The organism is Bacillus sp. WC2507 (genome assembly GCF_052656125.1).
Genome location: NZ_JBQXPN010000001.1, coordinates 1,318,246 through 1,330,770 on the forward strand (window position 1 = coordinate 1,318,246; position 12,525 = coordinate 1,330,770).

General features: G+C 37.1%; 13 protein-coding genes and 1 other annotated feature (1 of these 14 only partly in view). Of the genes, 9 read left to right on the plus strand and 4 right to left on the minus strand.

Going from position 1 to position 12,525, the window contains the following annotated elements:
- Positions 1 to 334 precede the first annotated feature (334 nt).
- Positions 335 to 1,102 carry a tRNA threonylcarbamoyladenosine dehydratase gene (locus ACUN28_RS07060; protein ID WP_000903182.1) on the plus strand — a complete coding sequence of 256 codons (768 nt, stop codon included), beginning with the start codon at positions 335 to 337 and terminating at the stop codon, positions 1,100 to 1,102.
- Between the two features lie 489 nt (positions 1,103 to 1,591).
- On the opposite strand, the gene ACUN28_RS07065 is transcribed toward ACUN28_RS07060, so the two are convergent.
- Both ACUN28_RS07065 and ACUN28_RS07070 read right to left on the minus strand, forming a co-directional pair.
- Positions 1,592 to 2,233, minus strand: a complete 642-nt coding sequence (locus ACUN28_RS07065) for an RsfA family transcriptional regulator (RefSeq protein WP_016086175.1) — start codon at positions 2,231 to 2,233, stop codon at positions 1,592 to 1,594.
- A gap of 37 nt (positions 2,234 to 2,270) precedes the next feature.
- Positions 2,271 to 3,557, minus strand: a complete 1,287-nt coding sequence (locus tag ACUN28_RS07070) for a replication-associated recombination protein A (RefSeq protein WP_016086176.1) — start codon at positions 3,555 to 3,557, stop codon at positions 2,271 to 2,273.
- A 293-nt stretch (positions 3,558 to 3,850) separates the two neighbouring features.
- On the opposite strand from ACUN28_RS07070, the gene cymR reads away from it, so the two are divergent.
- The 7 genes from cymR (at position 3,851) to ACUN28_RS07105 (ending at position 10,247) form a co-directional block, all read left to right on the plus strand.
- The gene (cymR, locus tag ACUN28_RS07075) at positions 3,851 to 4,267 is read left to right on the plus strand and encodes a cysteine metabolism transcriptional regulator CymR (protein WP_000704116.1); all 417 of its coding nucleotides are present in this window, start codon (positions 3,851 to 3,853) and stop codon (positions 4,265 to 4,267) included.
- Between the two features lie 35 nt (positions 4,268 to 4,302).
- Complete coding sequence (locus ACUN28_RS07080; RefSeq protein ID WP_016086177.1) at positions 4,303 to 5,448, plus strand: cysteine desulfurase family protein; 1,146 nt, start codon at positions 4,303 to 4,305, stop codon at positions 5,446 to 5,448.
- Positions 5,449 to 5,464: 16 nt separating this feature from the next.
- Positions 5,465 to 6,580: a tRNA 2-thiouridine(34) synthase MnmA gene (mnmA, locus tag ACUN28_RS07085; RefSeq protein WP_016086178.1), complete on the plus strand. Its 1,116-nt coding sequence runs from the start codon at positions 5,465 to 5,467 to the stop codon at positions 6,578 to 6,580.
- A gap of 110 nt (positions 6,581 to 6,690) precedes the next feature.
- On the plus strand, positions 6,691 to 7,350 hold the full coding sequence (locus ACUN28_RS07090; protein ID WP_016086179.1) for a tetratricopeptide repeat protein: 660 nt from the start codon (positions 6,691 to 6,693) through the stop codon (positions 7,348 to 7,350).
- 97 nt (positions 7,351 to 7,447) lie between these two features.
- Positions 7,448 to 9,784 (plus strand): SF1B family DNA helicase RecD2, encoded by a 2,337-nt coding sequence (recD2, locus tag ACUN28_RS07095; protein WP_016086180.1) that lies wholly within the window; start codon positions 7,448 to 7,450, stop codon positions 9,782 to 9,784.
- Positions 9,785 to 9,911: 127 nt separating this feature from the next.
- The gene (locus ACUN28_RS07100; protein ID WP_000469281.1) at positions 9,912 to 10,100 is read left to right on the plus strand and encodes a hypothetical protein; all 189 of its coding nucleotides are present in this window, start codon (positions 9,912 to 9,914) and stop codon (positions 10,098 to 10,100) included.
- Between the two features lie 18 nt (positions 10,101 to 10,118).
- Positions 10,119 to 10,247: a YrzQ family protein gene (locus ACUN28_RS07105; protein WP_001053553.1), complete on the plus strand. Its 129-nt coding sequence runs from the start codon at positions 10,119 to 10,121 to the stop codon at positions 10,245 to 10,247.
- 35 nt (positions 10,248 to 10,282) lie between these two features.
- Here the strand turns inward: ACUN28_RS07105 and ACUN28_RS07110 are convergent, their stop codons facing one another.
- Positions 10,283 to 10,495 carry a hypothetical protein gene (locus ACUN28_RS07110; protein WP_016086181.1) on the minus strand — a complete coding sequence of 71 codons (213 nt, stop codon included), beginning with the start codon at positions 10,493 to 10,495 and terminating at the stop codon, positions 10,283 to 10,285.
- A gap of 176 nt (positions 10,496 to 10,671) precedes the next feature.
- On the opposite strand from ACUN28_RS07110, the gene ACUN28_RS07115 reads away from it, so the two are divergent.
- Positions 10,672 to 11,739 carry an AI-2E family transporter gene (locus tag ACUN28_RS07115; protein WP_016086182.1) on the plus strand — a complete coding sequence of 356 codons (1,068 nt, stop codon included), beginning with the start codon at positions 10,672 to 10,674 and terminating at the stop codon, positions 11,737 to 11,739.
- 38 nt (positions 11,740 to 11,777) lie between these two features.
- Here the strand turns inward: ACUN28_RS07115 and ACUN28_RS07120 are convergent, their stop codons facing one another.
- The gene (locus tag ACUN28_RS07120) at positions 11,778 to 12,122 is read right to left on the minus strand and encodes a PH domain-containing protein (RefSeq protein WP_016086183.1); all 345 of its coding nucleotides are present in this window, start codon (positions 12,120 to 12,122) and stop codon (positions 11,778 to 11,780) included.
- Positions 12,123 to 12,347: 225 nt separating this feature from the next.
- Positions 12,348 to 12,525 (plus strand) — a binding site (T-box leader); it runs 42 nt beyond the window's last position.

The window sequence follows — 12,525 nt, forward strand, 5'->3', positions numbered from 1 at the left end:
GATGGTTATACTATAGCCGTCTAGACTTTTTTTGATAGGAAGTTTAAAAAGTCCGGTTCAGATAACTGTCGCATCCCATCGTTACGTATGCTAGTCTGGTGCTCGAGTAGTAAAGCTACACTGCGCTCCTCCTGGCTTCAGCGCCTCGAACTGCTCGGTTCTCTGAATCCTCCTTTTTCAACGTGTATGTAGGAAGAAAAAAAGCCCGGTTTATATTATGTTTTTTTGTTTGGAATATGTATTTTTAGGAATTCTATAACTTTTTCTATACAAATAGTCGGAAAAACGCTAGAATACATGATAGACCATTTTTGTAATAGGAGTGTAGAGCTGAATGTTACATCAATTTTCACGTAATGAATTAGCCTTCGGTAAAGAAGGACTTGAAATATTAAAAAATAGTACAGTCGGTATTTTAGGAATTGGCGGCGTAGGATCATTTTCAGCTGAAGCGTTAGCGCGTTCTGGCGTAGGACGTCTCGTATTAGTTGATAAGGACGTTGTAGATATTACAAACGTAAACCGTCAAATTCACGCTTTAGTATCTACTGTAGGGCGTTCAAAAGTAGAATTAATGAAAGAGCGTATTGCAGACATTAATCCAGAGTGTGAAGTAATTGGACTAGAAATGTTTTATACAGATGAAACATATGAAGAGTTCTTCAAGCATGGTTTGGATTTCGTAGTGGATGCATCGGATACGATTACGTTCAAAATTCATTTAATTAAACAATGTTTACGTCGCAAAATTAAAATTATCTCATGTATGGGTGCAGCAAATAAAATGGACCCAACTCGTTTCCGTATTGCGGACATCTCTAAAACACATACAGATCCAATTGCGAAAGTCATTCGTACGAAGCTTCGTAAAGAGGGTATTAAGAAAGGTGTAAAAGTTGTCTTCTCTGACGAAAACCCAATCGTAATTCGCGAAGAAGTACGTAAAGAAATCGTACCAGACGAAAATGCAAAAATTCGTAAAGCGAAATTACCACCTTCATCAAATGCATTCGTACCATCTGTGGCCGGCTTAATTATGGCAAGTCACGTTGTACGTGAGCGTATTAAAAACGTAGAAGTGAAGCGTGTAGGGCAAGAATAAAGTGAAAGCATATATCCGTCTAGGGTATATGCTTTTTCTATTATATTTTAAAGAACTGCTGATATCTGCAATACTAATACTTCAAGTGTAAGTAATCCTAGTAAAGAATAATCGTATTTGTCCGATTTATAACCTGAGGTCTTTTTTAAACTATGAATGGTAAAAAGACCTAACGTTAGAACGAGAATACCGAGTGTTATTTTGAAGACTGTTAATGAAATAGAGATCATTTCCTTTCGATTGTATATGTTTATAGTAACATGTAAGTGGGGAATGTCCATTTAATCCCAGTTATTCTTTGTATAGCAGGTCGACTTATTTTGTTGATTTTTGTCGGTAAATCGATATAATTAAAAAATCGTTGATATATTGTAAGTTACGATAGATATATTTGAAAAAACGTTTATATAATTTCACTTACCGATACATACTATTCGCTGAAAAAATAAACAGGGATGTCACTTAGTCAAAAAAGTGACATCCCTGTTTTTAATTCTCTGCAGAATATATAATATCTAAATTTCCATTTTGATCTGTCTTGAAAATGGGAGCAATCTGTTCTTCTTGTTCTTCAACTGAAACGAGTTTTCGAGCACGGTCCATAATTCTAACAAGCATTGCGTAATCTTCTTCGATTGCTTGTTGTTTTTTTGTGAGTATCGCTAATTTTGCTTCAAGTTCATGATTCGTTTTTTCTAGGGAAGTAAGCTGATCTTGTAATACATCATTTTCAGTTTGCAACTTTGCGATTGAAGGGTTATTATGTTCCATGTTTTGCAAAAATGAGATGACATTTTGCATTGTAAGATCTTGTTTACTTGGCGTAATATCTTCTGAAAACTCGGCATCGATTACGAGTTGTTTCGTTTTCGTGAAATGTTCTTTTTCTATTTTAGCTTCAGAGCGTTTTAATTCTTTACGTTGTTTTTTTGCGAGTTGCACCGCATCTTCGTAATTCGGTCTTACTTCAGCATTCCACCTAAAGCCGCAAGCTGCGGAAGTGCGGTTCAATGCATCGCCAACTTCATCGAATGCTTTTATTTGTGTGCTGCCGCTGCGAATATGTCGTAAAACAGTTTCTGCTAAAAGGAGATCGTCTTCTTTTGTCCATGCATCTTGACGTGTTTTCATAAGCGAAGCCTCCATAATGGTGACGTTTTCGCTTATGTTACCCTTTATTTTTCGTTTTATTCGAACTTTGTAATCTTTCATATACAGTAGAAAGTGCTTGCTCAAATTTCCCTGTCGTTTTCGGTTTATAATAGTGTTTGTTTTTTATTTTATCAGGTAAGTATTGTTGTTGTACCCAGCCATTTGGATGGTCGTGTGGATATAAGTATCCAATGCCTCTTCCGAGTGATTCTGCGCCTTTGTAATGACTATCTTTTAAATGACTTGGAATGTCGCCTGTTTGACCGTTACGTAAATCGTGTAATGCAGCATCAAGTGCTTTATAAGCTGAGTTTGATTTTGGTGATAGACAAAGCTCGATAACAGCATTTGCAAGTGGTATGCGTGCCTCTGGGAATCCAACTCGTTCCGCTGATTCTATGGCTGCTAGTGTACGCGGTCCGGCTTGCGGGCTAGCGAGTCCGATATCTTCATATGCCATAATAAGGAGACGTCTACCAATGCTTTGTAAATCACCAGCTTCAATAAGACGTGCTAAATAATGAAGTGCTGCATTTACATCACTTCCGCGCACCGATTTTTGAAATGCCGATAATACGTCATAATGAGCATCTCCACCTTTGTCGTGAACAAAGCTCTTTTTTTGCAAGCATTCTTCTGCAATTTCTAGCGTAATTTCCGCAGCTTTGTCATCAGTTGTAAAGCTAGATAAAACAGCTAGTTCAAGTGCATTATAAGCGGAACGCATATCTCCGCCTGATGCATTTGCAAAGTGATGTAATGCTTCAGGCGTAATAGTTACATCATATTCCCCAAGACCTTTTTCTTTATCTTCAAGTGCTCGTTTTAAGCCAATTAAAAGATCATCTTCTGTTAATGCGTGTAATTCGAAGATTTGACAACGACTTCGAATAGCAGAATTAATAGCATGGAACGGATTACTCGTCGTTGCACCAATTAAGGTAAGGAGCCCGCTTTCTAAATGAGGTAATAGAAAATCCTGCTTTGCTTTATCTAGACGGTGTACTTCATCTAAAATTAAAACGAGGTGTCGATGCATCTTTGCCTCTTGTACGACAACTTCCATATCTTTTTTATTATGAGTAACAGCGTTTAATAGGCGAAAAGGGGTTCCGGTACTTCCTGCAATTGCGCTCGCAATGGATGTTTTTCCAGTGCCTGGAGGGCCATATAAAATCATAGATTGAAAATGATTTGCTTGGACCATTCGCCATAAAATCTTTCCTTCACCAACTAAATGCTGTTGTCCGATAATTTCTTGAATATTTGTAGGGCGCATTCGATGTGCGAGTGGTTGTTTCATTTTTTACCGTCTCCCTTAATGTATAATCTCTTTCTATCGTATCATTTTTTTTAGTGGAATTTGAAATAGGATGCTGTTTTGTGGGAAAAATGAATATGAATATTTTCATTTTTCTTTCAATTGTAATAATTTCCGAGTTTTTCAATGTGATTTTATGTTATCATTTTGATACACAAGTTGAAATTTCTTATAATACTATATTATGCTATAATTTCATAGGATTTTAAATTGTGTTCTTTTATAAATAAGATATAACCAATAGAAGTGAAAATTTGAAAAGAGGTGCAAAATAGATGAAGATTTCAACGAAAGGCCGCTACGGCTTAACAATTATGATCGATCTTGCAAAAAAGTTTGGTGAAGGTCCAATTTCCTTAAAATCAATTGCGCAGGCACATGACTTATCGGAACATTACTTAGAGCAATTAATTTCACCACTTCGTAACGCTCGTCTAGTAAAGAGTACGCGCGGGGCATATGGCGGATATGTATTATCAGATCAGCCAGCTAACATTACAGCTGGGGATGTCATCCGTGTACTAGAGGGTCCAATTAGTGTTGTAGAAATGATAGAAGAAGAAGAACCGGCACAACGCCAATTATGGATGCGTGTTCGTGATGCGGTGCAAGAAGTGTTAGATAGCACAACGTTAGAAGATTTAGTACGTTATGAGGAAGAAAATCACGGGGGCTATATGTTTTACATTTAATTCCTTGTGAAACGATTTGGAAAGAAGGAGATTTAATGGAACGCATTTACTTAGATCATGCTGCGACATCTCCGACTCACCCAGAAGTGGTCGACAAGATGATTCCATATATGACAGAAACATTCGGAAATCCGTCTAGTATTCACTTTTATGGACGTCAAACGCGCCATGCAGTAGATGAGGCGAGACGTGTGTGTGCACGTAGCATTCATGCGAATCCGAATGAAATTATATTTACGAGCGGTGGTACAGAAGCTGATAATTTAGCACTTATCGGTGTAGCACGTGCGAATCGCCATAAAGGTAACCATATTATAACGACGCAAATTGAACATCACGCAATTTTGCATACGTGTGAATTATTAGAGCGTGAAGGGTTTGAAGTCACATATTTACCTGTTGATGAAACAGGACGCGTTCAAATTTCTGACATACAAAAGGCATTAACAGAAGAGACAATTCTCGTATCCGTTATGTTTGGGAATAATGAAGTTGGAACGATGCAATCAATTGCGGAAATAGGTAAGCTGTTAAAAGAGCATCAAGCTTATTTCCATACAGATGCGGTACAAGCTTACGGATTAGTAGAAATAGATGTGAAAGAGTTCGGCATTGATTTATTATCGATTTCAGCTCATAAAATTAACGGACCGAAAGGTGTAGGGTTCCTATACGCTGGTGCAAATGTAAAATTTGAACCGTTATTAATAGGCGGGGAGCAAGAAAGAAAACGCCGTGCTGGTACTGAAAATGTACCGAGTATCGTTGGTTTGCAACATGCAATTTTGTTAGCTGAAAAAACTCGTGAGCAAAAAAATGCCCAATATGAAGAGTTTAAAGATATAATGGTATCTGTCTTCAAAAATGAAGACATTACTTTCGAGGTAAACGGAAACTTAGAATATCGCTTACCACATGTGCTTAATATTAGTTTTACAGGAATGAACATTGAACCGTTTCTTGTGAACTTAGACTTAGCTGGTATTGCAGTGTCAAGTGGTTCGGCTTGTACAGCTGGTTCGATTGATCCATCACATGTATTAGTGGCGATGTTCGGAAAAGACTCCGATCAAATACGTTCATCCGTACGCTTTAGTTTCGGACTTGGAAATACGAAAGAGCAAATTGAGAAAGCGGCGTACGAAACAGTGAAAATCGTGAAGCGATTAACACAAAATTAGCATGGGAGGTGACATGATGAACAAACTACCTCACGAAACACGCGTTGTCATCGGGATGTCCGGTGGCGTCGATTCATCTGTAGCAGCTCTTTTATTAAAAGAACAAGGTTATGATGTAATCGGAATTTTTATGAAAAACTGGGATGATACAGATGAGAATGGTGTCTGCACAGCAACAGAAGATTACAATGATGTAATTGAAGTGTGTAACCAAATCGGCATTCCGTATTATGCAGTAAACTTTGAAAAACAATACTGGGATAAAGTATTTACGTACTTCTTAGATGAGTACCGAGCTGGTCGTACACCAAACCCAGATGTAATGTGTAATAAAGAAATTAAATTTAAAGCATTTTTAGAGCATGCAATTGCGCTTGGTGCTGATTATGTAGCGACAGGCCATTATGCACGTGTTGCTTATATGGATGGCGAATATAAAATGCTTCGCGGCGTTGATGATAATAAAGACCAAACGTATTTCTTAAATCAATTAAGCCAAGAGCAATTATCAAAAACAATGTTCCCGCTGGGTGAACTGAAGAAACCACAAATTCGTGAAATGGCAAAAGAAGCTGGTTTAGCGACAGCGGCGAAGAAAGATAGTACGGGTATTTGCTTCATTGGTGAACGTAACTTTAAAGATTTCTTAAGTAACTATTTACCAGCACAACCAGGTGTGATGCAAACATTATCTGGTGAAGTGAAAGGAAAACATGACGGTTTAATGTACTATACAATTGGACAACGTCATGGCCTTGGTATTGGTGGTAACGGTGATCCATGGTTTGCTGTTGGGAAAAATTTAAAAGAAAACATTTTATATGTTGATCAAGGTTTCCATAACGAACTTCTATATGGTGATGAAGTTACTGCTACGAATATCGGCTGGGTAAGTAATGAAGCGAAAGAAAAAGAATTTAAGTGCACAGCGAAATTCCGTTATCGTCAAGAAGACAATAAAGTAACGGTTCAAATCGTTGATGAAAATACAGTTCGCATTCTTTGTGACGAGCCAATTCGTGCAATTACACCAGGACAAGCAGTTGTTTTCTATGATGGAGATGAGTGCTTAGGCGGTGCTACAATTGATGAAGTATACCGTAGTGGTAAGAAATTGGATTATTTAGGATAAAACGAGAAGCCTCTGCCGATTAGCGGTTAGAGGTTTCTTTTACATAAAGCGAATTTTCGTTCGCTTGGAAAATACATTCTTTGTTATAATTTGTTGTAGAGGTGAAGGACATGTCAAACAAACTTGAAACAGGTATTCAATATATGCAAGAAGGAAACTGGGAAGAAGCTGCTAAAAATTTCACAGAAGCAATCGAAGAAAATCCGAAAGATGCGCTTGGATATATTAATTTTGCGAACTTATTAGATGTATTAGGCGATAGTGAAAGAGCAATTTTATTTTATAAACGTGCATTAGAGTTAGATGATAAATCTGCGGCTGCTTATTATGGATTAGGAAACGTATATTACGGTCAAGAGCAATTTGCAGAGGCTAAAGCTGTATTTGAACAAGCGATGCAAGCGGGATTACAATCAGCTGATGTAACATTTATGTTAGGTATTACACATGTGCAGCTCGGAAATGATCGTCTTGCACTTCCATTTTTACAAAGAGCAACAGAATTAGATGAAAACGATGTAGAAGCTGTGTTCCAGTGCGGACTTTGCTTTGCGCGATTAGAACATATTCAAGAGGCGAAACCTTATTTTGAAAAGGTATTAGAAATGGATGAAGAGCATGCAGATGCGTATTATAATTTAGGTGTTGCGTACGTATTTGAAGAAAATAACGAGAAGGCTCTTGCTTTATTTAAGAAAGCAACTGAAATTCAACCAGATCACTTTTTAGCTGGTAATGGTATTCGTTTATTAGAGCAAGAAGCTGAATAAGATGAACATATAGTTTAATGGGTAGTTATCCCTCATCTAAAGAGGTGGGGGATGTACTGCTCATTAAAGTGAAACGAAACCGGAAAGGAGAGGAAAAATGGGAAATCAACATGCAATGGATTTGTTTGAGGAAGAGAAAAAATTTATAAAAGCGCAAGTTCTTCATACCATTTTCCACAACGAAGAAAACCTCTATTCCGTTGTCAGTATGAAAATCATTGAAACGAATGAAACGTATGACGAAAAGAAAGTAATGATAAACGGTCATTTTCCCCGCATGCATGAAGATGAAGTGTTTACATTGACAGGGCATTTTAAAGATCACCCAAAGTATGGAAAACAATATTTGGTTGAAACGTTTAAGAAAGAATTGCCGCAAACAAAAGCAGGTATGGTGCAATATTTAGCGAGTGATTTATTTAAAGGGATTGGAAAGCGTACTGCTGAAAAAATTGTTGACCATCTCGGAGAACATGCTATTTCTAAAATTATGGACGATCCTGATGCGTTAAATGGTGTTGTTAACAAGCAAAAAGCGCAAGAAATATATGAGACAATTGTTGAACATCAAGGACTAGAGAAAGTAATGAGTTTTTTAAATGGTTACGGTTTTGGAACGAAGCTTTCTATTAAGATTTACCAGCAATATAAAGAGATGACATTAGAAGTGATTCGTAATAATCCATATCAGCTGATTGAAGAAGTGGATGGCATTGGCTTTGGAAGAGCGGATGATATAGGACGTGCGTTAGGGATATCGGGTAATCACGATGATCGTGTACGTGCAGGGTGTTTTTATACGCTAGAGAATGTTTCGCTGCAACTCGGTCACGTTTATATGGGAAAAGATCAACTTGTAAGAGAAACGATGTCACTTTTAAACAACCAAGAAGGAAGAGTGACAGAGGAAGACATTATAGGCTGCGTTGAAATGATGCAAAGTGAAGGGAAAGTTATCATAGAAGAAGAACGAGTGTATTTAGCATCGTTATTCTACTCTGAAAAAGGTGTTGTAAAGTCTATTCGCAGGCTTATGAATCAAGAAGAAACACCTTCATTTCCTGAAGCAGAAGTGTTAAAGACATTAGGTGAAATTGAAGAGCAGCTGAACGTACAGTATGCACCACTTCAGCAGGAAGCGATTCAAACGGCACTTCATAAACCGATGATGTTATTGACAGGTGGACCAGGAACGGGAAAAACAACCGTTATTAAAGGAATTGTTGAAATGTATGCATCACTGCACGGATTATCGTTAAATCCGAATGAATATAGCGATGATAATCCATTTCCGATATTATTAACGGCTCCAACAGGAAGAGCAGCAAAGCGAATGAGTGAATCGACAGGACTTCCAGCTTGCACAATTCACCGCTTACTTGGTTGGACGCCAGAAGGGTCTTTCCAGCGCAATGAAACGGATCCGGTTCAAGGGAAGTTACTCATTATTGATGAATTTTCAATGGTTGATATTTGGCTTGCAAATCAGCTGTTTAAGTCATTGCCGACGAACATTCAAGTTATCGTTGTAGGTGATGAAGATCAGTTACCATCTGTAGGGCCTGGACAAGTGTTGAAAGATTTATTGAATGCAGGTGCAGTTCCGACAGTAAAGCTTACTGAAATTTATCGTCAAGCGGAAGGCTCATCTGTTATTCAACTCGCCCATGCGATAAAAAATGGAACGCTCCCACCAGATTTAGCGCAAAATCAAAAAGATCGTTCATTTATCGGCTGTACAGGAACTCAAATTGTTGAAGTTGTTAAGAAGGTTTGTGAAAATGCTAAGACAAAAGGGTTTAGCGCAAGAGATGTACAAGTATTGGCCCCGATGTATCGTGGCCCTGCCGGTATTAATGTACTAAACGAAGCGTTGCAAGAAGTGTTTAACCCGAAAAGGGAAAAGAGTAAAGAAATTGCTTACGGTGATGTTGTATATCGAAGAGGCGATAAAGTCTTGCAACTTGTTAATCAGCCAGAGAGCCAAGTGTTTAATGGTGATATCGGAGAAATTGTTTCGGTGTTTTATGCGAAAGAGAACGTTGAACAACAAGATATGATTATCGTTTCATTTGATGGCATTGAAGTAACATATACAAAGCCAGACTTAAATCAAATTACACATGCCTATTGCTGTTCGATTCATAAATCGCAAGGTAGTGAGTTTCCGATTGTGATTATGCCGATAGTAAAAAGTTACAATCGTATGTTACGTCGTAATTTAATTTACACTGGCATTACAAGAAGTAAGAAATTCCTTATTATTTGCGGGGAGGAAGCAGCTTTCCAGTCTGGTGTAAATCGCCTTGATGATGCAATGCGTCAAACGACTTTAGCGGGTCGCTTGCAAGAATCACAAGGAGAAGTACAGATGGTAACAGTTAATGGCGAAGAAATGGACGTGGAAAACATTTCACCGTATGATTTCATGTAACAAGGTGAAATTATATAGTGAAACTTTCAAACGTATAACGTTGAAAGGCTCCAGCAATGTATAAATGAATGCGGTTTGGACATAATGGCGAATAGAATCTGGGAGAATGTAAGGAGATGAAAGCCATATGTTCATTTGTCCAAATTGCAAAGGGAAAGACATTGGAAAAATAGGTGTCAACCAATTTTATTGCTGGAATTGTTATATCGAATTATCGGTTTCAAAGGGGAAAATCCATACGCATCAAGTAGAGGAAGATGGTTCATTAAGCTCTCTTGATGATTTATTTGATGAGAACGAAAGAACGATCGGATAACGAAAAGGGGGATTTACTTTGAATCTACGCAATTCATTAATCGCATTAGGTGTTGGAGCTGCAGCATATCAATATGCTCGCAAGCAAGATGTATTTTCAAAACGCAATATGAAAAAAGCACGTAAGATGATTAAATCTTATCTATAAGCGCAAAAAACTCCCTTCATGATAAGGGAGTTTTTTTATGCACTTGTATGCAAATATAAAAGTCCAATTTCAGAGAAGAGATAAGATAGACCGTAACATCCAACGCCGAGCATTCCGTAATGTAATAATTGTTTCGCTCTTTCTTTTCGCGAGGAACGAATAAAGAAACCTTTCCAAATCCCAAACCCGATACAAACCCATTCAAGAATCATAAAAAGTGCTGATAACACGAGCATAAATAAAACCATTATGAGCCCTCCTGATTATATTGTTCCATGCTGCATTCTCAGGGGTGGTTGTCCTTGTTATGTTATGTATATGTACGTCTTTATAAAACAGTATGGTCTGCGCGAAAAGATTTTAAAACTTTTGCACATAACCTACCCTATTTATTTTCACAATAAAGGTGGAGGAGGTTTTTCGTGTGAAGAATCTTAAAATTATTTGGATATATCGTTTAGGGTTATTATTACTTGTATTTCTTTGTTTGCTCGTCTTTTTAAAAATTAAGCCACTATGGTCACCGATTATTTTTGTATTTAAAGTGGCAATTACACCGTTTCTTATTGCGTGTTTTATTGCGTATTTATTGCATCCTTTAATTGAAAAAATTCATAAAGAAGGGATGCCACGCACACTTGCTATTTTGCTTATTTACATCCTTTTCTTTGGCGGGATTGGTTATGGGATTTATAAAGGAACACCAGTCGTTATTAAGCAGTTACAAGAAATCAATGAACAATTCCCGCAGTTTACAAAAATGTATGATTCTTGGATGGATGGCGTCACAGAACAAACAGCGAATTTCCCATCATTTATTCATGAAAAGGTGAAACAAATTTTTGTTGGTGTAGAAACGAAGATACAATCACTTTTAAATAAAGTAATGAGTACAGCTCGTGGCGTACTGGATTCGTTGCTTATTATTTTCTTAATACCGTTCATTGTATTTTACATATTAAAAGATTACGGTGAGTTTTATCATATCTTTTGGAAGCTAGTCCCAAGTAAGTGGCGTAGTACGGGGCAAATGCTGGCGAAAGAAATTGATAAGTCACTCGGAAGTTATATTCGAGGACAGTTATTTGTTTGTTTAGTATTAGGAGGAGTATCCGTTCTTTCTTTTTGGTTTATCGGTATGAAATATCCATTATTACTCGGCATTATTATTGGGGTAACGGATATAATCCCATACTTCGGCCCTATATTAGGGGCAATTCCGACGTTGATGATTGCGGCAACGGTATCAACGAGTTTACTTATTAAGGCGGGAATTACAATCGCTATTTTGCAATTTTTGGAAAGTAACATTTTATCACCTTACATCGTTGGCAAGTCGCTTCGTATGCATCCTGTTATTATTATGCTTGCATTACTAGTTGGAGGAGAGGTTGCCGGGATTGTGGGGTTGTTAATATCGGTTCCGATTTTAGCGGTTATTCGTACAGTGATCGTTCATGTAAGACCTCTTTGGAAAAAAGGAAATGTGTAATATAAAAGCCCTCTACTTATAAAAGTCGAGGGCTATCATTATGTAGAGAGTTGCTCGTGTATTTGTTGAACGAGAGAGCTTACATCATTTGTTTGAATATGTTTTATTTTTTTCCATTCATTATCATACATAAATACAATTTGATTACTGAAAAGGTGCCGCTGCCCTTTTAAATCAGAAATTTTTGTGAAAGAGTACTCTTCAAATATTGGATTCTTGCTTACATCTGGTCCGTAAAAGAAGAGTCTTTTGTTCGTCAAAATTAACAGACCTGGCCTTGCGACGGAACGATATATAAATATATTTAATGAACATGCTGCGTAAAACAATATAGTTTCGTCCGTAGTTAATATGTTTTTAGCTTTGTTCAATAAGGTTGTCATTGTAATCGCTCCTTTATTATTTATAATTTAACTATAACAAAAAATAAATATTCAGAAAAGTATGTGGAGATATTTTCATGAAGATAGTACGAAATATTCATAAATGCATAATATAATGAAAGGCTGTTAAGAATGAATAGTAGAATAACTATGGTTAATGCAATATAAATGATTATCTACATTGACAAACTTAAGAGAATTCTATTATATTTAGTCATATAATACATTAAATCAATGACGGAACAAGTACGTTACAGTCCATTTATAGAGAGAAGCTTCCATATGGCTGAAAGAAGCTTTAAATGAAGGGTAACAGAAAGCTAATCCTGAGAGCAGCTAATCACTGCCGTCTTGCCACGTTACGGCACCATGAGGTGATGAATTGATTCGTATAGTAATCAAT